General features: G+C 51.6%; 29 protein-coding genes and 1 pseudogene. 26 read left to right on the forward strand and 4 right to left on the reverse strand.

Going from position 1 to position 19983, the window contains the following annotated elements; genetic code table 11:
* Positions 1 to 53: 53 nt before the first annotated feature.
* From ACO0U8_RS02845 to ACO0U8_RS02895, 11 genes are all read left to right on the forward strand, one after another.
* Positions 54 to 470, forward strand: coding sequence for a hypothetical protein (locus ACO0U8_RS02845; RefSeq protein WP_421670230.1), 417 nt, complete (start codon positions 54 to 56; stop codon positions 468 to 470).
* 31 nt (positions 471 to 501) lie between these two features.
* The gene (locus ACO0U8_RS02850) at positions 502 to 1008 is read left to right on the forward strand and encodes a phage regulatory CII family protein (RefSeq protein ID WP_421670231.1); all 507 of its coding nucleotides are present in this window, start codon (positions 502 to 504) and stop codon (positions 1006 to 1008) included.
* 2 nt (positions 1009 to 1010) lie between these two features.
* Positions 1011 to 1181 carry a phage filamentation protein Fil family protein gene (locus ACO0U8_RS02855; protein WP_421670232.1) on the forward strand — a complete coding sequence of 57 codons (171 nt, stop codon included), beginning with the start codon at positions 1011 to 1013 and terminating at the stop codon, positions 1179 to 1181.
* A gap of 7 nt (positions 1182 to 1188) precedes the next feature.
* The gene (locus ACO0U8_RS02860; RefSeq protein WP_421670233.1) at positions 1189 to 1491 is read left to right on the forward strand and encodes a hypothetical protein; all 303 of its coding nucleotides are present in this window, start codon (positions 1189 to 1191) and stop codon (positions 1489 to 1491) included.
* A gap of 66 nt (positions 1492 to 1557) precedes the next feature.
* Positions 1558 to 1836: a DUF2732 family protein gene (locus ACO0U8_RS02865; protein WP_421670234.1), complete on the forward strand. Its 279-nt coding sequence runs from the start codon at positions 1558 to 1560 to the stop codon at positions 1834 to 1836.
* Positions 1837 to 1838: 2 nt separating this feature from the next.
* On the forward strand, positions 1839 to 2063 hold the full coding sequence (locus ACO0U8_RS02870) for a TraR/DksA C4-type zinc finger protein (protein WP_421670235.1): 225 nt from the start codon (positions 1839 to 1841) through the stop codon (positions 2061 to 2063).
* Positions 2064 to 2142: 79 nt separating this feature from the next.
* The gene (locus ACO0U8_RS02875; RefSeq protein ID WP_421670236.1) at positions 2143 to 2880 is read left to right on the forward strand and encodes a Dcm methylase; all 738 of its coding nucleotides are present in this window, start codon (positions 2143 to 2145) and stop codon (positions 2878 to 2880) included.
* A complete protein-coding gene (locus ACO0U8_RS02880; RefSeq protein WP_421670665.1) occupies positions 2880 to 5135 on the forward strand; it encodes a replication endonuclease in 2256 nt (751 codons plus the stop codon). The genes ACO0U8_RS02875 and ACO0U8_RS02880 overlap by 1 nt, the downstream gene beginning before the upstream one ends.
* Before the next feature lie 135 nt (positions 5136 to 5270).
* Positions 5271 to 5438, forward strand: coding sequence for a hypothetical protein (locus ACO0U8_RS02885; protein WP_217171634.1), 168 nt, complete (start codon positions 5271 to 5273; stop codon positions 5436 to 5438).
* A 280-nt stretch (positions 5439 to 5718) separates the two neighbouring features.
* On the forward strand, positions 5719 to 6924 hold the full coding sequence (locus ACO0U8_RS02890) for a DNA cytosine methyltransferase (RefSeq protein WP_421670237.1): 1206 nt from the start codon (positions 5719 to 5721) through the stop codon (positions 6922 to 6924).
* Positions 6899 to 7804 carry a NotI family restriction endonuclease gene (locus ACO0U8_RS02895; protein WP_421670238.1) on the forward strand — a complete coding sequence of 302 codons (906 nt, stop codon included), beginning with the start codon at positions 6899 to 6901 and terminating at the stop codon, positions 7802 to 7804. The genes ACO0U8_RS02890 and ACO0U8_RS02895 overlap by 26 nt, the downstream gene beginning before the upstream one ends.
* 5 nt (positions 7805 to 7809) lie before the next feature.
* On the opposite strand, the gene ACO0U8_RS02900 is transcribed toward ACO0U8_RS02895, so the two are convergent.
* The 3 genes from ACO0U8_RS02900 to ACO0U8_RS02910 are packed head-to-tail and all read right to left on the reverse strand — an operon-like array spanning position 7810 to position 10727.
* Positions 7810 to 8844: a phage portal protein gene (locus ACO0U8_RS02900; protein ID WP_421670239.1), complete on the reverse strand. Its 1035-nt coding sequence runs from the start codon at positions 8842 to 8844 to the stop codon at positions 7810 to 7812.
* Positions 8845 to 10608, reverse strand: a complete 1764-nt coding sequence (locus tag ACO0U8_RS02905) for a terminase ATPase subunit family protein (protein WP_421670240.1) — start codon at positions 10606 to 10608, stop codon at positions 8845 to 8847. It lies immediately after the preceding gene.
* The gene (locus ACO0U8_RS02910) at positions 10605 to 10727 is read right to left on the reverse strand and encodes a hypothetical protein (RefSeq protein WP_421670241.1); all 123 of its coding nucleotides are present in this window, start codon (positions 10725 to 10727) and stop codon (positions 10605 to 10607) included. Before ACO0U8_RS02910 ends, ACO0U8_RS02905 begins: the two co-directional genes overlap by 4 nt.
* Positions 10728 to 10750: 23 nt before the next feature.
* Here ACO0U8_RS02910 and ACO0U8_RS02915 point away from each other — a divergent pair, with 23 nt between their 5' ends.
* The 11 genes and pseudogenes from ACO0U8_RS02915 to ACO0U8_RS02965 all read left to right on the forward strand — a co-directional run bounded on the left by ACO0U8_RS02915 (position 10751) and on the right by ACO0U8_RS02965 (position 16338).
* On the forward strand, positions 10751 to 11599 hold the full coding sequence (locus ACO0U8_RS02915; protein ID WP_421670242.1) for a GPO family capsid scaffolding protein: 849 nt from the start codon (positions 10751 to 10753) through the stop codon (positions 11597 to 11599).
* Positions 11600 to 11634: 35 nt separating this feature from the next.
* Complete coding sequence (locus tag ACO0U8_RS02920; protein ID WP_421670243.1) at positions 11635 to 12774, forward strand: phage major capsid protein, P2 family; 1140 nt, start codon at positions 11635 to 11637, stop codon at positions 12772 to 12774.
* A gap of 3 nt (positions 12775 to 12777) precedes the next feature.
* A complete protein-coding gene (locus tag ACO0U8_RS02925; protein ID WP_421670244.1) occupies positions 12778 to 13434 on the forward strand; it encodes a terminase endonuclease subunit in 657 nt (218 codons plus the stop codon).
* Positions 13435 to 13529: 95 nt separating this feature from the next.
* A complete protein-coding gene (locus ACO0U8_RS02930) occupies positions 13530 to 14000 on the forward strand; it encodes a head completion/stabilization protein (protein WP_421670245.1) in 471 nt (156 codons plus the stop codon).
* Positions 14000 to 14203 carry a tail protein X gene (locus tag ACO0U8_RS02935; RefSeq protein ID WP_414066688.1) on the forward strand — a complete coding sequence of 68 codons (204 nt, stop codon included), beginning with the start codon at positions 14000 to 14002 and terminating at the stop codon, positions 14201 to 14203. Before ACO0U8_RS02930 ends, ACO0U8_RS02935 begins: the two co-directional genes overlap by 1 nt.
* A 5-nt stretch (positions 14204 to 14208) precedes the next feature.
* On the forward strand, positions 14209 to 14418 hold the full coding sequence (locus ACO0U8_RS02940) for a phage holin (protein WP_047609759.1): 210 nt from the start codon (positions 14209 to 14211) through the stop codon (positions 14416 to 14418).
* A complete protein-coding gene (locus tag ACO0U8_RS02945; RefSeq protein ID WP_421670246.1) occupies positions 14399 to 14908 on the forward strand; it encodes a lysozyme in 510 nt (169 codons plus the stop codon). Before ACO0U8_RS02940 ends, ACO0U8_RS02945 begins: the two co-directional genes overlap by 20 nt.
* Positions 14908 to 15333: an Rz-like lysis system protein LysB gene (gene lysB, locus ACO0U8_RS02950; protein ID WP_421670247.1), complete on the forward strand. Its 426-nt coding sequence runs from the start codon at positions 14908 to 14910 to the stop codon at positions 15331 to 15333. The genes ACO0U8_RS02945 and lysB overlap by 1 nt, the downstream gene beginning before the upstream one ends.
* A pseudogene (gene lysC / locus ACO0U8_RS02955) lies at positions 15227 to 15466 on the forward strand (Rz1-like lysis system protein LysC). Before lysB ends, lysC begins: the two are co-directional and overlap by 107 nt.
* Positions 15429 to 15896 carry a phage tail protein gene (locus tag ACO0U8_RS02960; protein WP_421670248.1) on the forward strand — a complete coding sequence of 156 codons (468 nt, stop codon included), beginning with the start codon at positions 15429 to 15431 and terminating at the stop codon, positions 15894 to 15896. The pseudogene lysC and the gene ACO0U8_RS02960 overlap by 38 nt, the downstream one beginning before the upstream one ends.
* On the forward strand, positions 15889 to 16338 hold the full coding sequence (locus ACO0U8_RS02965) for a phage virion morphogenesis protein (RefSeq protein WP_421670249.1): 450 nt from the start codon (positions 15889 to 15891) through the stop codon (positions 16336 to 16338). Before ACO0U8_RS02960 ends, ACO0U8_RS02965 begins: the two co-directional genes overlap by 8 nt.
* Positions 16339 to 16392: 54 nt before the next feature.
* On the opposite strand, the gene ACO0U8_RS02970 is transcribed toward ACO0U8_RS02965, so the two are convergent.
* Entirely contained in the window at positions 16393 to 17460 is a 1068-nt protein-coding gene (locus ACO0U8_RS02970) for a hypothetical protein (protein WP_421670250.1), read from the reverse strand.
* A gap of 102 nt (positions 17461 to 17562) precedes the next feature.
* Between ACO0U8_RS02970 and ACO0U8_RS02975 the strand changes: the two genes are divergently transcribed.
* From ACO0U8_RS02975 to ACO0U8_RS02990, 4 genes are read left to right on the forward strand one after another with little or no spacing between them, the layout of a single operon-like run.
* On the forward strand, positions 17563 to 18204 hold the full coding sequence (locus ACO0U8_RS02975) for a phage baseplate assembly protein V (protein WP_421670666.1): 642 nt from the start codon (positions 17563 to 17565) through the stop codon (positions 18202 to 18204).
* Positions 18201 to 18551: a GPW/gp25 family protein gene (locus ACO0U8_RS02980; RefSeq protein WP_136375978.1), complete on the forward strand. Its 351-nt coding sequence runs from the start codon at positions 18201 to 18203 to the stop codon at positions 18549 to 18551. The genes ACO0U8_RS02975 and ACO0U8_RS02980 overlap by 4 nt, the downstream gene beginning before the upstream one ends.
* A gap of 3 nt (positions 18552 to 18554) precedes the next feature.
* Complete coding sequence (locus tag ACO0U8_RS02985) at positions 18555 to 19463, forward strand: baseplate assembly protein (RefSeq protein WP_421670251.1); 909 nt, start codon at positions 18555 to 18557, stop codon at positions 19461 to 19463.
* Positions 19456 to 19983 carry a phage tail protein I gene (locus tag ACO0U8_RS02990; protein WP_421670252.1) on the forward strand — a complete coding sequence of 176 codons (528 nt, stop codon included), beginning with the start codon at positions 19456 to 19458 and terminating at the stop codon, positions 19981 to 19983. The genes ACO0U8_RS02985 and ACO0U8_RS02990 overlap by 8 nt, the downstream gene beginning before the upstream one ends.

The following is a 19983-nucleotide window of genomic DNA, read 5'->3' on the forward strand; positions in this document are numbered from 1 at the left end:
ACACCACATGTTACACAGTAGAACTCAAACTGCTCAAAGGGAGATTTTGCTTTATGTCTAATCAGAATGCAATTCAAGCGACCATTGATAAGAAAGTCGTTTCTAAGGAACTATTAAACTCGGTTGTTTCCCAGTTGCTACCGGCCTTGGAGTCAGCTCTGTCTGCAACTATTGTGAACTCAATAAGTTTGCAACTGACTACGCTTGCCAATTCCCCAACAATCTCTAAGAAAGATTTTGCTGCAATTAATGGTATCAGCTCCGCAGTCCTCGAAAAGTGGATCGCGAATGGAGTCGTCCTTCTTGCACCAACTCCTTCAACTACAATCACCCAGCAACGCAAAAACCGAAAAACAGGTCAAATGCAAACTGTCGTTATGGAACGTCATGGCAATGCCCTGATCAATCTTGAGGCCTGGCGTGAAAAAAACCGTCAGCAAGCCATCAAGTGCCGCTACATAAATCGTTGAGTCAGATTATTCAAACTAGCAGGGACTAACAATGTTTGATTATCGCGTTTCCAAACACGCTCACTTTGACGATGCATGTAAGGCATTTGTGAATCGTCATAACCTTACCGAACTTGCAGCAATGATGGGCACTAAGCCCCAAATCCTGCGCAATAAGCTCAACCCTGAGCAACCTCATAAGCTTACCTGTGAGGAAGTTCTTTTAATCACAGATTTGACCGAGGATGCCGCCCTTCTCGATGGCATGCTGGCACAGATAAATTGCCTGCCGTCTGTTCCTGTCAATGAGATTGCTACTTCTAATCTTTCAACCTACGCACTACAGGCAACTGCCGCCGTAGGCTCTATTGCAGCTGATGCAGTGAAAGGTGGCACGGTCAGTTCTCAGCGTCGAATGTCCTTGCTCGAAGGTGTTAATGCCGGTATTCGCCATCTGTCATTGATCGGTTTAGTTGTTCAAGGCCGAGTACAGGCATCCCCTGCCCTGGCATCCGCAGTGGGTGCTATTGCAAGCGTGACGACAAATGGGCTGATGTGACTATGGCTGTTTCTATCGCTCCATTTTTAAAACAGCAAAGTCCCTCTCGCCACTTCGGCAATGGCTGCATCGAGTTGCCAGGTGGAAAGCGCTGGAACCCTTCAATGTTACAAGCCACTGCCCCGCAGGCCGTGAGAAATTCAAAAACGCTTTTAAAGCGTCTGTTTAGTTGAGGTGATTATGTCTTTAGTCAATGAAGAACATATTCAAATAGGCAAAAAACATATTTCCAGAATTAAAGAGATGTTTGATTTCAGAAAGAATGTAGCGCAGGAAACATTTGATACTCAGCCGCTGCATATGCGTAGAACAATCTGTTTTCATGCTGGCTTATCTCGCCGCCATCTTGAGATGAAGTTTGCTGAATTAACGCCGACTGAAAGGCATCAAGTAGTTACGGCGCTAAATTCTTTGCTTGGTTTAACTGAATCACTGCCGAAATTTATCAGTGATGATGATTGCAAGATTAATATTAAACACTAACCCGAATTCAAAATAATTGGCGTCAACCCGCCGGGCATTCTTTTGCCTGAAAACAGGAGTTCTTATATGAAAAACATGATTGATAACACCCGTCAGAATATTGTTGCTTTGCCAGTTATGGGCATTGATTTAGCTTCACCAGAACACGATTACACTTCTGTTCCTGATTTATCGTTGATGCTGGACACTGCTCGTAATGAAGAACGCGCCAATCGAGCGGTGGTATTTGCTGGCCGCCTGGAAGCGATTGCCAGTTTCATCCTCAAACGTGAAATGACAGGCGTTGAGGCTGCAGAAGCACTCCGTATCGAAGCTAACCGAATCCAAAGTGAAGCGGAGGCGTAACAATGGCTGATGTAATTGATACCGCACAAGAGCGCACAGACCTAATTCTGATAGCCCAAATCCAAGCCGCCCGCGCATCTGCTGCGGGTGTTTCCTCAACGTTCTGTCTTGACTGTGACCGACCGATTCCCGAAGCACGCCGCGCAGCTCTTCCTGGTGTTGAGCTTTGTGTCTACTGCAAAGAACGCGCTGAGCTGAACGCCAAACATTACCGGAGAAAGCAATGATCTATTTCTCAATAGTTCTTCTTCTCCTTGGCGTGAACGCAGCCCGCTATTTTTTCTCTGATTTTAAAGGTGGTCTGTAATGGATTCAGCATGCGGTTTAGTCGATGGACGTACTTCACCTAAAGCTATTTTCCTCTACGACTACACCGGCCTTATGGCTCAGCCGTGGCTCGATGCAGGCTATGAATGTTGGTGTTTTGACGGGCAGCATGATGCAGGTATCACCCGGGATGGTAACCACGTAAAGGTCGGCATGTGGTTCTCCGCTGATAAAAAATTTCAACAGGCGCGTGAAATAGCTGAAATGGTGGGTTCCGGCGTCGCGATGGTTTTCGGTTTTCCGGAATGTACTGATCTGACTGTAGCCGGTGCGCGTCATTTTGAATCAAAACGTAAAGCCAACCCTTTATTTCAGATTGAAGCTGCTGAGCTGGCTGATTTAGTCCGTCTGGTTGGATTAATGGTGAATTCCCGCTGGGCATTTGAAAATCCGGTGGGTGTGCTTTCAAGTATTTACCGCAAACCTGATTTCACTTTCCATCCCTGCGACTTCGGCGGATATCTGCCATCTGACGATCAGCATCCGGTTTATCCGGATGTTTACCCGGGTCAGGATGCCTACAACAAAGGGACATGCATCTGGTCCGGTAATGGCTTTAAAAAACCGAAACTGAAACGCGTCCCCCCGCTGCATAAAGACAATCCAGGCTGGCGGTTTTGCGGTGGCAAATCGACTGCCACCAAAAATAAACGCAGTGCTACGCCTCGTGGTTTTGCGGTTGCTGTATTTCAGGCTAACCACCCGGTTTCAGAATGATGCTGGCAAGCCGCTTCCCCCCTCAGATTATAACGCCCGAAGTCTGGGCGTTTCCCTGGAACAAACCACGCCAGGCCGTTTCTGGCTTTGAAAGACCGCTTACCCGTGATGAATACGATCAGGGGCAAGCTGTTTTAATCAGAGTAAAAAACCTCTCTACCGACCTGCGAGAAATTTTCACAGGTCGTCATGCGTATCTGCTGAAAACTCAGGGTATTCACGCCGCCAATAAATATCTGGTTTATACCCTCGGTCGCAGCATCCTTCCCCGCGTCGGGGCGGTCAATGCCGCTCACGCAATGAATATTAAAGCCTCCATGAAATTCATGTCTGAGGCAGATACCTATCACAGCCTGCCGGGTATGAGCGATAAACCGCTGCGCCGGTTCGCTCAGGACATCGCCGGACAACTGAAAGAAATCTATGAAGAACGTTGCGATCAGTTGCTTGCTCAGTACAACGGGGATAATTCGATTCTTTTTGAGCGTGATACCCAGTGCGAGCTGTACAGCGAAATCGCCGGTATGGCACAGGCTTTCAATATCACGCCGATGTATTGGACAAAATTTTGCAAAGGCAAACTGGATGCCGTTTCCGCTATCGCTGCCATGTCGCGTCTGGTTAATCCGGACTGGTGGTTACGCCAGCTAAAAGGTCAGCGCACCCGCTGGCGTGAATCTTTACTGATCGCCATCGGCAAAGTGAACCGCGACGCTTCCCCATATGCTAGTAAGCAGGCTATCCGTGAAGTGCGTGCGCGCCGTCTGTCGAATCTCGACTACCTGAAAAGCTGCGAACTGGAGAACATCGAAACCGGGGAACGTTTCAGTCTGATCGACAAAGTGATGGCGAGTATTTCAAACCCTGAGATCCGCCGCATGGAGTTAATGAGCACGATCGCCGGCACAGAAAAGTATGCCGCCGCAAATGGCGACGTCGGGATGTTACTGACCATCACCACGCCTTCCAAATTTCACCCGACCCGCATGGTTGGCAAGGGCGATAAAAAGCGCGTTCAGCGCAATCACGCATGGGACAAAGAGGCCTATACCCCGAAAGACGCGCAGCGTTATCTGTGCGGGATTTGGAGCAAAATGCGCACCGCGTTCAAAGACAGTGGCCTGTCCGTTTACGGGATGCGGGTGGTGGAACCTCACCACGACGCGACGCCGCACTGGCACATGATGCTATTCACCAAACCCGCCATGCGTCAGCCGGTGACCGATATCATGCGCAAATATGCCATGAAAGAAGACGGCGACGAACGCGGTGCAGCAAAGAACCGTTTTGACTGTAAACATCTGAACCGTGGCGGCGCGGCTGGCTACATCGCTAAATACATTGCGAAGAATATCGATGGCTACGCACTGGAAGGCGAGCGTGATCACGAAACCGGAGAGTTGCTGACAGACTCCGCTGCCGCTGTTACTGCTTGGGCTGCTACCTGGCGTATCCCGCAGTTTCACCCTATCGGTCTGCCAACGATGGGTTCATACCGCGAGTGTCGCCGTATCCGTTCCATCAGCCTGACCCAAACCTTTGACGAAGAAGTCGAAGCCGTACGCGCAGCTGCTGATGCCGGTGATTTTATGGCGTACATGGAGGCTCAAGGCGGCGCGAATGTTCCACGTGAAGATCAGACCGTTCGTGTAGCTCGTCGGGTTGCTGCTGAACTGAACGCCTACGACGAAGAAGTGAAAAAGGTTGTGGGTATTTTCGCGCCTCACCTCGGCGACTCCCGTGTTTATGAAACCCGTACAACACAATGGCGCATCGTTTCTTCCGCCGTTGACCTTGAGGTTTTGACCTCAAAAAGCGCCCACGGCGCGCCTCGGAGTCCTGTCAATAACTGTGGGTTGGGAGGGAACAAAACGGCCGCAAATGGGCGCGATAACCCTGCTGGGAGCGTCACCACAGCGAGCACTTCTGACAACTTGCGAGTTATTGACTGGACAGACACTGCCGCCGTGAAGGCGATTGTGGCGCGTATACGCGAAGAAACACCGAGGATCAGCAAAGCTCAGCGTAGTTTTGACCCGACTAAAAGGCGTGTTGCAGCTCCTTCTGCCAGATTGACCCCGCAGGAACGTGACAGATTGCCTCAGATTCAACAAGAGTTGCTCAAACACGACATCAGACCGGAGAAGTGGGAGCTGGAGGCATTAGTCAGGGGGGCAAAAATCACTTTTGGAGACGTTGAGATCCAATACCCTCCGCTGCAGGATTGGGCAGAATTTTATGGGAATGATAACTGATTAAGTATTCATCAGAACTATGGCTCGACCATTAACATGCAGTTTTTTATGGAATTTGTTAAAGAATGGACATATTATACTGTACAAATAACCAGTGCATTGGAGTGAGTAATGGAATCCTCTCATGAGCTAAAAATGGCTTTGACTAAAATCCGGCTAATGGCTGACATCGCACAGTCAGCCCAGTGCAGAAATGATGAGTACGCACTGGTTATGGAAATGATCTCTGATATGGCTGATCAGGTATTGGATGAAGAGGAAGCCACGTATCCGCCCTTCACGGTTTACGACGACGAAGAATAGCCTGGAACATCGGGTGATCCTCTTTTAGCAGCTCTGCATGCATTGAGTGCATGATTTCGCATGGTGATCGCCCTGCTCTTTTCTCCCCGCCACACCAGTGCTGGCGTGGATCACACCGGATCGCGCAACTGCATCAAAAGCGACCTATAAAGCGGGCAGGCGTGGCGGGGATAGCATTGCGCGCTATGTGTTTAAAGGTTGAAATGGATAAAAACAGGCACGGAAGGTATCATGCAGAGCATTAGCTGCCCTTGTGTAAATTGGATTGATAGGTTGGAATATGAGTAACAAAATGATTTCATTGGATTTATTTGCAGGGGCTGGTGGTCTAACATGTGGATTAGACATGGCTGGTTTTCAATCAATCTTTGCCAATGAACTTGTTCCTGTTTATGCAGAAACTTACAGCAAAAATCATCCAAATGCTGAGATGGTTGTTGGTGATATCCGCGCTATTGCCGAAAGTAATCTAATGAAATCTTTGGGCTTGAAGGCCGGAGAACTTGATTTATTAGCTGGCGGACCACCTTGTCAAGGTTTCTCAATCAATGCACCAATCCGCACACTTGACGATACTAGAAACCATCTTTTCAAGGATTACTTAAGAGTTGCAGAGGTATTAAAACCTAAAGCAATTCTGATAGAAAATGTTCCTGGGATCGTATCCCTAGGTAAAGGAACTGTTGTTGAGCAAATTTATAAAGAATTAAATCGGATGGGATATAGCGTTGCACATAAAATTTTATTTGCAGGGCATTACGGTGTTCCTCAAATGAGATTTAGAACTATTTTTATAGCAATCTACGGTCATGGAAAATCGATTAGTTTTCCAGAGCCCGAATACAACGCTAAAGCTGTGGCAAATTTTGCTGGTTCTAAAGAACTGTGCTTTCAAGTTCCACCATTATTTGCTGACCAATTGATACCACATACAACAGTGTGGGATGCCATCTCAGATTTACCTCCGATAACTGGTGGAAATGGATCTCATGAGTCGGTATATCTTTCTCAACCAAAATCAGATTATCAGAAAGTTTTAAGACAGGACTCACCTAACATAATTTATAACCATGAGTGCGCCAAACTCGGTAAAGTCAATCTAGATCGGCTTAAGCATATTCCTCAAGGAGGAAGCTGGAGAGATATACCTTTCGAACTCTTGCCGGACGGCTTAAAGAGAGCTCGGAGAAGTGACCATACGAAACGTTACGGCAGATTGCATCCTGACGGATTATGCTCGACTATTCTGACGAAGTGTGATCCTCATTGGGGTAGTTTTTTCCACCCAACCCAAGATAGGGTTCTTTCTGTTAGAGAAGCGGCACGCATTCAATCCTTCCCAGATAGTTACGTATTTAAAGGTAATTTAACCCAGCAATATGAACAAGTTGGCAATGCCGTACCACCACTTATGGCTCGGGCTATTGGATTAGAAATTGCTAAAATGATTGGATGTCAAAATGAAAAAAAGAAGAGATTTGGTTGAAGTATTTGGCTATAACCCTATGGACCTTAGCCCTGAAGTCAGGGCTCTTTGGAACTTGGGAGCATGCCCATTTCTTAATAAAGAATGCATAAAAGTAAATCATGATCAAACAATAATTTATGGCACATGCAGTGTAACGTCTCCTTATGGAGACGTTATTATTTGTCCAAATAGGCTTTATGCTAATGACTATGAAACCTTGCATAAAGTCAGTCGCGATGCATTTGGTGATGATGTCCCTTTTTTGACTTATAGTAATTTCATAAAATATAGGGCGACTTACAAAGACTGTATCGTAGCCCTCGGTAAAAACTCAGGGAAAGAAGTTCAAGTTGGCAGGGCTCTATCGATGGACTGGGTTTTGGTCAGAATCACTGACGGGGAACTTAAAGAATACGTAGGCGTAGAAATACAAAGCATTGATATAACTGGAAATTACAGAGATGCTTGGCATGCTTACAAAAACCTCAAACCTATAGATATCATTGATAACTTACCAACTTCACAACATGGACTGAATTGGGCTAATGTACACAAAAGACTCATACCACAAATAATAAGAAAAGGAGTTGTTTACTCTCGATCAAATTATGTAAAAAAAGGTCTTTATTTTATATTGCCTGAGATTGTCTATAATAAATTTGAAGATGTTATTGGTGCAGACATACCTCTTTTAAAAACACAAACGAATAAAAGCATAACAGTTCATACATACTCCTTAGGTGAGCCAGCTGCAAATGGTGAACAACGAAAACTAATCAGTGAAAGAGAAATCATTTTCGATTTAGACGAATTTTCAAAAAGATTCACGACTGGCCCCAACTTGCCAAAAGGAGATGATTTGGACGCAGTAATTAAAAAAGCGTTAGGAATGATGTAATTAAATTATATGGGTTCTTTCGCAGCAATGAACCCATATGGAATAAAAGCTATTGCATTTCTTTTTAACCAACCATTAATCTCCTTCATTCTCTCCTGCAGCGGCGTCAGTTCATTCCTAACAAATACCTGCGCCGCCTTCTCCGCATCCCCAAACCCGCCCGCATTATCAGGAATGATCCCCATCATCTGCGGCGGAACGCGGTGCGCGCTCAGCAGGTCGTCACGGCTGGATTTCTTAATGTTGAAGAAATCATCCTTGGTGGCGACTTCACTCAGCGGCAGGATCTGAATGCCGTCTTTCTTGCCGTTCGGCGCGTACATGAACAGGTTGCGGAAGTTGCCGAGGCCTTTGGTGTCCCTCATTGCTTTACGCATTGAATCAATATCACTGCTGCTTTGCGCGGCGTCGGTCATATACAAAATGTAGCCCGCGTGCGCACCATTCTGGTAATACTTGCGGCGGAACAACGTCGCTGCTTCATTCAGCCAGGCAGAGTTCAGTGCGCTCAGGTATTCCGGCAGGCCGTAAATCTCCTGGTTAATGTCCGGTTCAATCAGATGAAAGATGCTGCCTGTAGCGAACTGATGCGGCTCTTTCCAGCCCTGCACAAACCAGTACGTCCCCTCTTCCACTCCGCGACGCACATATTTAGCCGGAACAGCCTCAAAGCGCAGCGGTTCTCCGAGCTGGTTGCGGATCAGTTCCAGGTACGCATTCCCAAACACCAGATAGTCCAGCGCGAATTTGCTGAACTCCTGCTGGCTCAGCAGTGGATGCGGGATAAATGTCGAGGCGAGGATATTACGCTTCACGTAAATAGGAGAGCTGTGATGAACGGCGGCGCGAAGACTGCGTGCAAGTCCGTCGAAACTGACCGGTGGCTCATACCAGCGGCCGTTACCGGTGCATTCGATGTAATCCAGAATCTCGCGGCGGTCTAAAACCGGCGTCGGATCACCGAAGCTGAATACCTCTGCGCCCTGCTGGCTTTCAGTTGTCGTGGTCTGCGTAGCTTTACGGTATTTGCGCTTGCTCATTTAATAGAACTCCAGAATGTTCGGGCTTTGTCCGCCATTAGCGGCGGTCAGCGGTTCGTTTAACAGGGCGTGCATGATTGCCCACGCGACGTCGGCGTGGCTGGCCTCTTCACTGCGGCTGGCTTCGTAGGTAGAACGGTTGCCGCTGGCGGTCATCGTTTTGCGGATCGCCATAAACGACGCGGTGATGTCAGTATGGCCGGTGTCATATTCCAGGCGGCCGGAGCTGATGGTGTCTTTTGCTTTGAGTACCAGCGCGGTTTTCACTTCGGGGCTGTAACGGATCTCACGCGTCGCAGGAAAGAACTGCTGCACAAGCTGGAATACACCCTGCCCGATGCCAGTCGCATCGATACCGATGTACTCAACGGCATAACGATTGGTGAGTTCCTCGATGCTTTTGGCCTGCGCGGCAAAGTCCATACCTTTCCACTGGTGACGCTCGAGCACGCGGAACTTGCCGCCGGAAACCACCGGCGGAGCAATTACCGCGCAGCCTGCGCTGTCGCCGGTATGCGACGGGTCATAGCCAATCCACACGGGACGATAGGCAAATGGCCGTTTCAGATACGGATCGAAGTCTTCCCACTCGTCCAGGCTGTCTACCATGCAGCCCTGCAACTCGGCGAACGGGAACACCGATGCCTGATCATCCACAAACTCACACATCAGCAGGTTTTCATATTCGGCGGGGCTGTATTCCAGTTGCAGCTGTTCCAGGTCGAACAGGTTACAACCACCAGACAGCGCATCTTCCACCGTCACAATCTGCCGCCACTGGCCGTCATCGCACATCACGCCTTTCGACAGGTGAGCGTGACTTAAATCCAGGTCAATCCTGTCGGCTTTGTTGCGACGGCCTTTGTTGAACAGTTCTCCCGACCAGAACGGGTAGGCGCTGTGTGCCAGACTGGATGGCGTGGAAAAGTAGGTGCTTCGCCATTTCTTATGCAGCGACATGCCGGAGGCGACTTTGCGCAGCTCCTGAAACTTGGGGATCCAGAAGTATTCATCCAGGTAAAGATTGCCGGTGTAGCTCTGCGCAGTTCGGACGTTGGTACCGAGGAAGATCAGCCGTGCGCCGTTCGGCAGCATAATCGGGTCGCCTTTTAAATCGACATCGACCTGTCGGGCAAAGTCGATAATATAGTTTTTAAAGACGTGCGCCTGCGCCTTACTGGCTGACAGGAAAATCTGATTCCGTCCGGTGGTCAGCGCATCAATCAGCGCTTCCCGGGCAAAGTAGAAGGTTGCGCCGATCTGGCGGGACTTGAGGATGTTGCGGATACGGTGCTGAAGCCCTGCCTGATGCCATCCACGCTGATACTCAAACGACGTTTCAATGAAGATGTCGCCGAGTTTCTCAATGGCCTCATCACTAAAAACATTCTTATCGGGTACCTTTCGTTCGCCCTTATTACGGTTAGCAACGTTCGGGTTTAAATCAGCCTCGCTGCCAGTATGGTTGTAGCGATTTACCCGTGCCAGGCGTTCAATCTGTCGGCCTAACAGGTCGATCTCTTTGTAGTCCTTCCCCTCCTTTACATCTTTCATGACGAGCTGGATCAGCCGCGCTTCCATGCTGGTTTCCACGCGGGAAATAGGCGCAATGGCCTCCCACTGATCGCGAGTTTTCCAGCTCTGCACGGTCGGCGTTTTTTGGCTCAGCATCTCCCCGATTTGCCGCACAGAAAAACCCTGCCAGTAAAGCAGTGCCGCCTGTCGGCGCGGGTCGCTGATGATGGTGGAGTTTGAAATATTCATGCCGCCACGTTACCGGCCAGACAGCCGTTTTTCGCGCTGCCCACGTTGTGCCATCGGGCAACAACCTGCATCGGCTGGCGGCCTGCGGTGACTGTCTGGAAACTAACTCCCGTTCTCAACACTCATTACCGGAGTCAGTCACATGGCAAAGAAAGTATCGAAATGGTTTCGCATCGGGGTCGAAGGCGACACCTGCGACGGCCGCGAAATTGATGCTAACGACATCAAACAAATGGCGGAGACATACAGCGCGAAAGCCTATGGCGCCCGCGTCAATCTGGAGCACATCAAAGGCGTTTTACCGACCAGCGATTTCCGCCGCTACGGCGACGTGATCCAGCTGAAAGCCGAACAAATTGATGATGCAGCTGAACCGCTGCTCCATGACAAATGGGCGCTGTACGCAATGATCAGCCCGACCGCGGATTTAACGCAGATGGTCGGCGACGGGCAGAAGGTTTACACCTCGATGGAGATCAAACGCAACTTCGCCAACTCAAATAAATCCTACCTGGTCGGTCTGGCCGTCACCGACGACCCCGCAAGCCTCGGCACTGAGATGCTGGAGTTCAGCCGTACAGCAAAACAGAACCCGCTTGCCGGTCGTAAAACCGATCCGGACAGCCTCTTCACCGTCGCCACCGAAGCACTGATTGAGTTTGAAGATGCGCCGGAAACTGCCCCTTCTCTTTTCGCGCTGGTGAAACAAAAGCTTTCACGTAAGCAGGCGTCCGACGATGCACGCCTGGCCGATATTCACGAAGCTGTCAGCGAGGTAGCTCAATACGCTCAGACCGAAATTGATAAACATGAAACCAGCCTGACTGACCTACTGAGCCGCGTCGATACCCTGGAAAAATCCACCGCTGCCGAACATGACGCCCTCATTGAATTGAAAGGCAAGCTTGCGCAGACACCGGCGCAGAACTTTAACCAGCGCCCACACGCAACCGGCGGTACAAGCGCTGACGAGACAGTGACCGACTGCTGATCCGACATCTTTAATTCACCCTCAGGAAATAAGTCATGAAAAAAGAAACGCGCTTTAAATTTAATGCGTTCCTCTCCCAGCTCGCAAAGCTCAACAACGTTGACGTCGGCACGCTGGATAAAAAATTTAACGTCGAGCCGTCCGTCACGCAGACGCTGATGACCCGATTGCAGGAGTCCTCAGAGTTCCTGACCCGCATCAACATCATTCCGGTGGACGAAATGATGGGGGCGAAAGTGGGCGTCGGCGTGACCGGCACGATTGCCAGTACCACCAACACTGATGCGGGTGACGAGCGCGAAACGGCTGATTTCACCAAGCTGGATCAGGAAGGCTACCACTGCACCAAAACCAACTACGACTTCCACTGGATGTACAGCAAGTTGGATTTGTGGGCGCGCTATAACGATTTTCAGACCCGCCTGCGTGACGCCATTATTAAGCGTCAGGCGCTGGATCGCATCCTGGTCGGCTTTAACGGTGTTTCCCGCGCACCGACTTCTAACCGCGTTCAGAATCCGCTGCTGCAGGATGTCGGCGTGGGCTGGCTGCAAAAATACCGCCTGAATGCCCCGTCTAAAGTGATGGGCATGATTGTCGCCGAAGACGGCACCGTGACCAATGAGGCGGTGAAAGTCGGTGGCGAAGGTGAGTACAAAAACCTCGACGCGTTGGTCTTTGACGCGGTGAATGAACTGATCGACCCCATCTATCAGGACGACACCGAACTGGTGGTGATCTGCGGCCGCAAGCTGCTCGCGGATAAGTATTTCCCGCTGATCAACAAACAGCAGCCAAACACTGAGGCGATGGCCGCCGACCTGATTGTCAGCCAGAAACGCATCGGCAATCTGCCCGCCGTTCGTGTCCCCGGCTTCCCTGCCGATGCCATGCTGATCACCCGTCTGGATAACCTGTCCATTTACTGGCAGGACGGCACGCACCGCCGCCACGTTGAGGAAGTACCAAAGCGTGACCGTATCGAAAACTACGAATCCATTAACGAGGATTACGTGGTGGAAGATTACGGCTGCGGCTGCCTGATCGAGAACATCGAAGTGACCGCCGGAGAAGACGACGCTGCTGAAAAGGCCGAACTCAGTAAATTCACCTCGGCGATCGTTGATGCTATCAAAACTGCATCCGGTACCACCGCACCGGCAGCTCAGGAGTAAACCATGACCAGCCCTGCCCGACGTCATTTGTTGCGGCAGTCAGCTATCGAAGCCGCGCAGCAGGATACCAGCCTGCTGCGTCATGCCACCGGCTATGAACTGCTGCTGCAAAAGCTTAATGCTGACCAGAAAGCCCTGAAGAAAGCCTATTCCGCTGAGAAAAAGGCAGAACTCAAACGCAAGATGCTGCCCGAATATGCGCCGTGGGTGGCGGGCGTTCTCGCCGAGGGGAAAGGTGCTCAGGACGCCATCCTGATGACCATCATGATCTGGCGTATTGATGCCGGTGACTACGCTGGTGCGCTGGAAATCGCCCGCTACGCGCTGCATTACAAGCTGGCGATGCCGTTCGGCAAACGTCCTGCCGGTTATGCGCTGGCGGAGGAAATCGCCGACATGAGCACCCGCGCTCATGCTGCCGGTGAGCCGGTCAGTCTCGATGTACTGATGACCACGATGGAACTGACTGACAGTCAGGATATGCCGGATCAGGTACGCGCCAAGCTGCACAAAATTACCGGTTACCTGTATCGCGATGCGGAGAAACTACCGCTCGCCCTGCAACACCTGAAACGCGCCTTCCAGCTGAACAGCAACTGCGGCGTTAAAAAGGATATTGAGCGGTTGGAATCAGCCATCAAAAAGGCTGCCAGCAGCTAAACAGAACGCGCCCCGCGCCGGACGGCACGCCAGCCGCGACAGGTCTGTGACCTCGTTCAACGCTGGCGTCCACCGTCCCCTATTCAGAGGTCACTATGTCTCTTGTTGTACCTGCACCAAAGCCGGACGCCGCGACGGAACCCGCGATCAAAAACACGCACTTCTGGCCGGATATCAGTCCGGTGGAGTTGCGCGACACGCTGCGCCTGGAAGGAACGGTGACCACCAAACGTCTGCGCGCCGTCATTAAGTACGCTCTGACCGAAGTGAATGCCGAGCTTTACAGCTACCGCGTCGCACAACTGGCTCAGGGATACAAAACTCTCGCTGATGTCCCGGCAGACCAGATTGATGATGAAAGTATCAAAGTCTGTGCCTATCTGCGGGCGGTTTCATCCATTACGGCAGCCATTCTTGCAGAACGATATCCGAACAGCGACACCACCGACGCGGGCAGTAAAAAGGCCGTGATCGTCGAAAGCACCGTTGATGATTTATGGCGTGACGGTCGAAACGCGATCAGCGATGTCGCTGGCGTGTCGCACTGTGTGATCGGGCTGCTCTGATGAAAGTCATTGCCGAGCAAGGCGACACCGTGGATTCGCTCTGCTGGCGATACTACGGGCGCACCCAGTCGGTGGTTGAGCAGGTTTACGCGGCTAACGTTGGGTTGGCCGCTGCCGGGGCAATATTGCCCCATGGCTACGCGGTGGAGCTGCCGGACATAACCCAGGCCGCAGTCAGTGAAACCGTCTCACTTTGGGACTGATGACCATGGAGCGCATCACCTCGTTTATTTGTTATTGCGTCGCGGCCTTTCTTGCGTGGCTCGGCGCAATGTCGCCGCAGGATATTGCCTTTTTAGTCGGTGCCGCCGTCGGCGTCGCGACCTTCCTGGTGAACTGGTACTACCGGCGCAAAACTTACCGCCTGCTGAAAGCTATGGGCGTCAGAGGAGACATAAATGCAGCCATCAATCGTTAGACGCTGCGCCGTCGCCGCTGTCCTGGCGATTGCCGCGCTGCTGCCGCAAACGCCGACGTTGAAAACGTCCGCCGCCGGTCTGGCACTTATCGCTGATTTTGAAGGCTGCCGCCTTACCGCCTACCAGTGCAGCGCGGGCGTCTGGACAAACGGCATCGGGCACACCGCAGGCGTGAAGCCGCAGACTCAAATAAGCGAACGTCAGGCCGCCGTGAATCTGGTGGAAGACGTGATGCGGGTGGAGAAAGGCATTGCCCGATGTATGCCGGTTGCCATGCCGCAGCCGGTATATGACGCCGTAATGTCGTTCGCGTTCAACGTCGGCGTCACGGCGGCGTGTAAATCCACCCTGGCGTTTTTCATCAACAAGGGCGAATGGCGAAAAGCCTGCGAACAGCTGTCGCGTTGGGTGTTTGTGAACGGCGTGCGCGTCACCGGGCTGGAGCGACGCCGCGCGAATGAGCTTTCCTACTGCCTGCGGGGTGTCTGATGCGCGTTTTAATTTTGTTAATGCTGGCCGCGTGCGCGCTGACGGGGCTGCAAACCTGGCGTATCGGCGGCCTGACTGATGACGTAGAAAAAGCGCAGCGTATTATCGGCACGCTGTCCGCCGGTATCGAAAGCCGAGACGACGCCATTCACCGACTGAATGAAGACGCCGTGACGCGTGAACGCCAGGAACAAAGCCTGCGCGCGCAGCTCTCGCAGGCCGGTCAGCGGGCGCGGGATCGGGAATACACAATTCAAAGGTTACTCAATGAAAATCAGGAAATGCGTGATTGGTATAGCGCTCGCCTGCCTGTCGGCATTGGCCGGATGCACGCCCGTCCCGCCTTCGCCAGCGCCGCAGATTATTTACGTTGGCTGTCCGGCGGTGACGAGCTGCCCGATACCGGCAAGCTCACCCGCCACTAACGGCGATTTAAGCAGTGATGTCAGAAACCTGGAGGCCGCGCTGACCGCCTGCGGCCTCTAGGTGGAAGCGGTCAAACAATGCCAGGAGGAACACCGTGTTAAAACCCGCACAGCTACGAAAAGCCCTGACTGACGCCGTGCCGGTGCTGCAAACCAGCCCCGACCAGCTGCGGATGTTTGTGGATAACGGGCGCATCGTTTCCACGTTAGCCCGTTCTCTGTCATTCGAATATCAGTACCAGGTCGAGCTGCTGATCACCGACTTTACACAGGACAGCGATCTGGTCATGGTGCCCATTCTTGCCTGGTTGCGTGAGCATCAACCGGACATCATGGCGACGCCGGAAAAACAGCAGAATGGCTACACATTTAAGGCCGATATGCTCAATGATGGGAGCTATGACATCGCTATTCATTTGCAGCTCACCGAGCGCGTGATCGTCAAACAGATTGACGCCGGTCTGCACGTGGAGCATTTTCCTGAACCGCCGATGCCGGAGCCGGTGGAAAGGCCGCGTGAGCTGTACCTGCACGGCGAGTTAGTGAGTCAGTGGAATGAGTGAGCTGACCGCGTTTGATAACCGCCTGGCGGGGCTGATTGAGGCACTGTCTCCGCAGAGCCGTAAGGCCATGGCCGCCACCATAGCAAAGCGTCTGCGCAAACATCAGCAACAGCGTATTAAGCGGCAGGTCACGCCGGAGGGGCAGCCGTTCGCCCCGCGTCAGTCACAGCCTTTAAGGGACAAGAAAGGCCGCATTAAACGGGAGATGTTCGCCAAACTGCGCACGGCTAAATACATGAAGTCCAAAGGCACGGACAGGGACGTGGTGGTGGAATTCACCGGCCAGGTTCAGCGCATGGCGAAGGTGCATCAGTACGGGCTGCGGGATCGCCCGTCGGTCAGGGCGGAGGAAGTGCGGTATCCGGCGCGCCCGCTGCTGGGGCTGGACGCGGAGGATATGAAGATTGTTGAAGATGAACTAATTATGACCCTCATTAAATAATTGAAGTGTCAATTATCTTTCAGATGCATAACGCACATGTCCTTTTTCGAGTTTTTAATTACTATTAATAAGGTCGATTAATAGAGCTGTGAGTAACGATGAACACCATCTAACAGATTTATCCTCTTTATTGTGTGGAAATAATCTAAAAGCTCCATCCGCGTGCTCTGCATGTATAGATTTATTCCTTATGAAATACATGTATTTGATACACAAAGTTGCAGCCACATGCATATTATTAATTGTTTGCAAAGCAATATGGTTGTCAATATGATTCTTAACAAGGTTATAAGAACCGTGTTGAGTCAAGAAATCTTCTCTGAAACTTAAAGTCTCATCAAAGATAGTCATCAACCTAAAGTCTTCATTACGTATTATGAAAGATTTGAAAGCTTCTGTTTTGGCCTGTGTGTTGTAGTCATTTTTAAGCATTTCAAACCATTTTACTTTATCTCTAATTTGTTTTGCAGTTAAACCTGTCACCAATGCATTTATTTCAGGAAAGTCCTGAGGTCTGTTAATCATCAGATCCCGAATTTTTGACTGACCTGCCAAGTCTTGCTCAGAATTAGAGACTTCTTTATAAATAGAATTAAATGCTTTCCAGAGTTTTTCAAAGGAGTCGTAAGGATTATTAATACAGTAAGCTCTTATTATATAGCTTAAAGAATAGTAATATGAACCTGCTTTTTTATTGGCTTCAAAAATAACATTAAGCTTTTCAAGATTAATGTTCTTCAAAAATTGGCATTCAATAAACTTTTTGCTTAATTGATTTATCGTTCCATCTTCAAACTCCCCGATTTGTTCACCTGTTTTATTATATAATTCTATGGATTTTATTTTACAAATAAAACCCCCAACGCAAAAATAATAAATTATAGATTTTACAATCTGTGAGTAAATTTCACTTTTATAATTTGAAAATACTCCTATGAAGTCAACCTCTTTGATTCGATCGCCAGAAATTACTATTTTAGAATTGCTTATATAAAGAGAGTCACTGTGCCCATTCGAGTACCGATAGGGCATATCTCGTTGAATTGTATTCGGCGCAATCGATTGAGCCATGATAATAGTTATTGTAAATGACAGTCTTTTTTTAGATCTTTTCGTCGCCATACCACTCTCCCTAGAGTTAGGTTTTTACTAAAATACTTTTGTTTGATGCATCAAACAATCCATTTGCATCGAAAAAAATCACTTTTCCATCATCATTAAATGATGAATACATCTATCCCAAACAACGACATTCCGCGCCTGCTGCGCAATCTGATCCGCATTGGCACCGTTGCCGAGGTGGATTTAGTTGCGGGCACCTGTCGCGTAAACACCGGCGGCAACGTCACCGACTGGCTGCACTGGATAACTTCCCACGCGGGGCGTTCCCGTTCCTGGTGGGCACCGTCCGCCGGTGAACAGGTTCTGTTGTTCTGCCTGGGCGGAGAGCTGGATACCGCCTTTGTGATGCCCGGCGTTTTCTCTGATGAATTCCCCGCCCCGTCTGCCTCGGCGGATGCAGTACACGTCACGTTCCCTGACGGCGCGGTGATTGAGTACGAACCCAAAACCGGCGCGCTGCTGGCAACCGGCATTAAGTCAGCCACGGTGAACGCTGCCGATAAGTTGGCTGTCACCGCCCCACTGATTACATGCACGGCGAAAACCCGCATCACTCTCGACACGCCGGAAGTGGTCTGCACTAACAAACTCACCACCGCCACCATCGAGATTAAAAAGGGCGGCACCATGACCGGCAACCTCACCCATTCAGGCGGCAGCATCACGTCAAACGGCGTGGTTGTGCATACCCATAAACACGGCGGCGTCCAGACGGGCGGCGGTCAAACGCAGGTGCCGTCATGAGTAACGCAAAATACATCGGGCTGGCTCGCGATACGGGGCGCAGCGTCGAAGACCTGGCGCACATCCAGCAGTCGGTCAGCGACATTTTGCGCACGCCCGTCGGTTCCCGCGTCATGCGCCGTGACTATGGTTCGCTGCTGTCTGAGCTGACTGACCGCCCGCAGAACGCGGCGCTGCGGCTGCAAATCATGGCGGCCTGTTACAGCGCGATCCTGAAATGGGAGCCGCGCGTCAGCCTCACCGGCATCACCTTTGAAACGACGTTCGACGGGAAAGCGGTGGTTGAACTCACCGGCATCCGCAAAGACACGTCCGCCGCCATCTCCTTAACCCTTCCAGTGAGCTGAATAATGGCAACTATCGACCTGAGCCAGTTACCCGCCCCCGACGTGGTGGAGGTACTGGATTATGAAATTCTGCTGGCGGAGCGCAAAGCCACGCTGGTGTCGCTTTACCCCGAAGACCAGCAGGCCGCCATCGCCCGCACGCTGACGCTGGAGTCTGAGCCGATTGTGAAACTGCTGGAGGAAAACGCCTACCGCGAAGTGATCCTGCGTCAGCGGGTTAACGAGGCAGCGCAGGCCGTGATGCTGGCCTACGCCACCGGCGCAGACCTGGACAACATCGCGGCGACGTTCAGCGTCGAACGCCTGACGATCACGCCTGCGGATACCGCCAGCGTGCCCGCCGTGGCTGCGGTGATGGAAAGCGACGCCGATTTTCATATCCGCGCGCAGCAGGCGTTTGAAGGGCTGAGCGTGGCGGGTCCGGTCGGCGCGTATGAGTATCACGGGCGCTCTGCCGACGGGCGCGTGGCGGACATTTCGGTGATCAGTCCGTCGCCCGCCTGCGTGACGATTTCCGTGCTGGCACAGACCGGCAACGGCACCGCGCCCGCTGACCTGCTGGCGAAAGTGCAGGCCGCGCTCAACGATGAAAACGTGCGCCCCGTGGCCGACCGCGTGACCGTTCAGTCAGCCACCGTCGTGAATTACACCATTGATGCCGTGCTGTATCTGTTCCCTGGTCCCGAATCCGAACCCATCCGCGAAGCCGCCGAAGCGAAGCTTATCGCCTACACCACCGCGCAGCATCGGCTAGGCCGCGACATCCGGCTGTCTGCCATTTACGCCGCGCTGCACGTTGAGGGCGTCCAGCGGGTAGAGCTGAAAAGCCCGAAGGCCGACATCGAGCTGGACAAAACCCAGGCGTCATTCTGCACCGCCTACACCTTAAAAGTGGGCGGCTACGATGAGTGATGGCCTGCTGCCCGTCGGTTCCTCCCCGCTGGAAGTGGCCGCCGCCGACGCCTGCGCCGCGCTTGAAAACGTGCCGGTGCCGCTGCGGCAGCTCTGGGATCCGCTGGCCTGTCCGGTGAAGTTTTTGCCCTATCTGGCCTGGGCGCTGTCGGTTGACCGCTGGGATGAAAACTGGCCGGTTGCCACTAAGCGCCGCGTCATTCAGTCGGCCTGGTTCATTCACTGCCATAAGGGAACCATCGGTGCCATCCGCCGCGTGGTGGAGCCGCTCGGCTACCTGATTAACGTGACTGAGTGGTGGGAAACCAACGACGAACCGGGGACGTTTCGCCTGGACATCGGCGTGCTGGAAACCGGCATCACTGAAGAAATGTATTTAGAGATGGAGCGGCTGATAGCCGACGCCAAACCCGCAAGCCGTCATCTGATCGGGCTGACCATTACCCAGGATATTAAAGGCGACGTTTACATCGGCGCAGCGCAGTACGTCGGCGAGCTGCTGACCGTTTATCCCGCATAA

Origin of the sequence: Rahnella sp. EDr1-12 (assembly GCF_049206505.1) — a bacterium.
Taxonomy (GTDB): domain Bacteria; phylum Pseudomonadota; class Gammaproteobacteria; order Enterobacterales; family Enterobacteriaceae; genus Rahnella; species Rahnella rivi.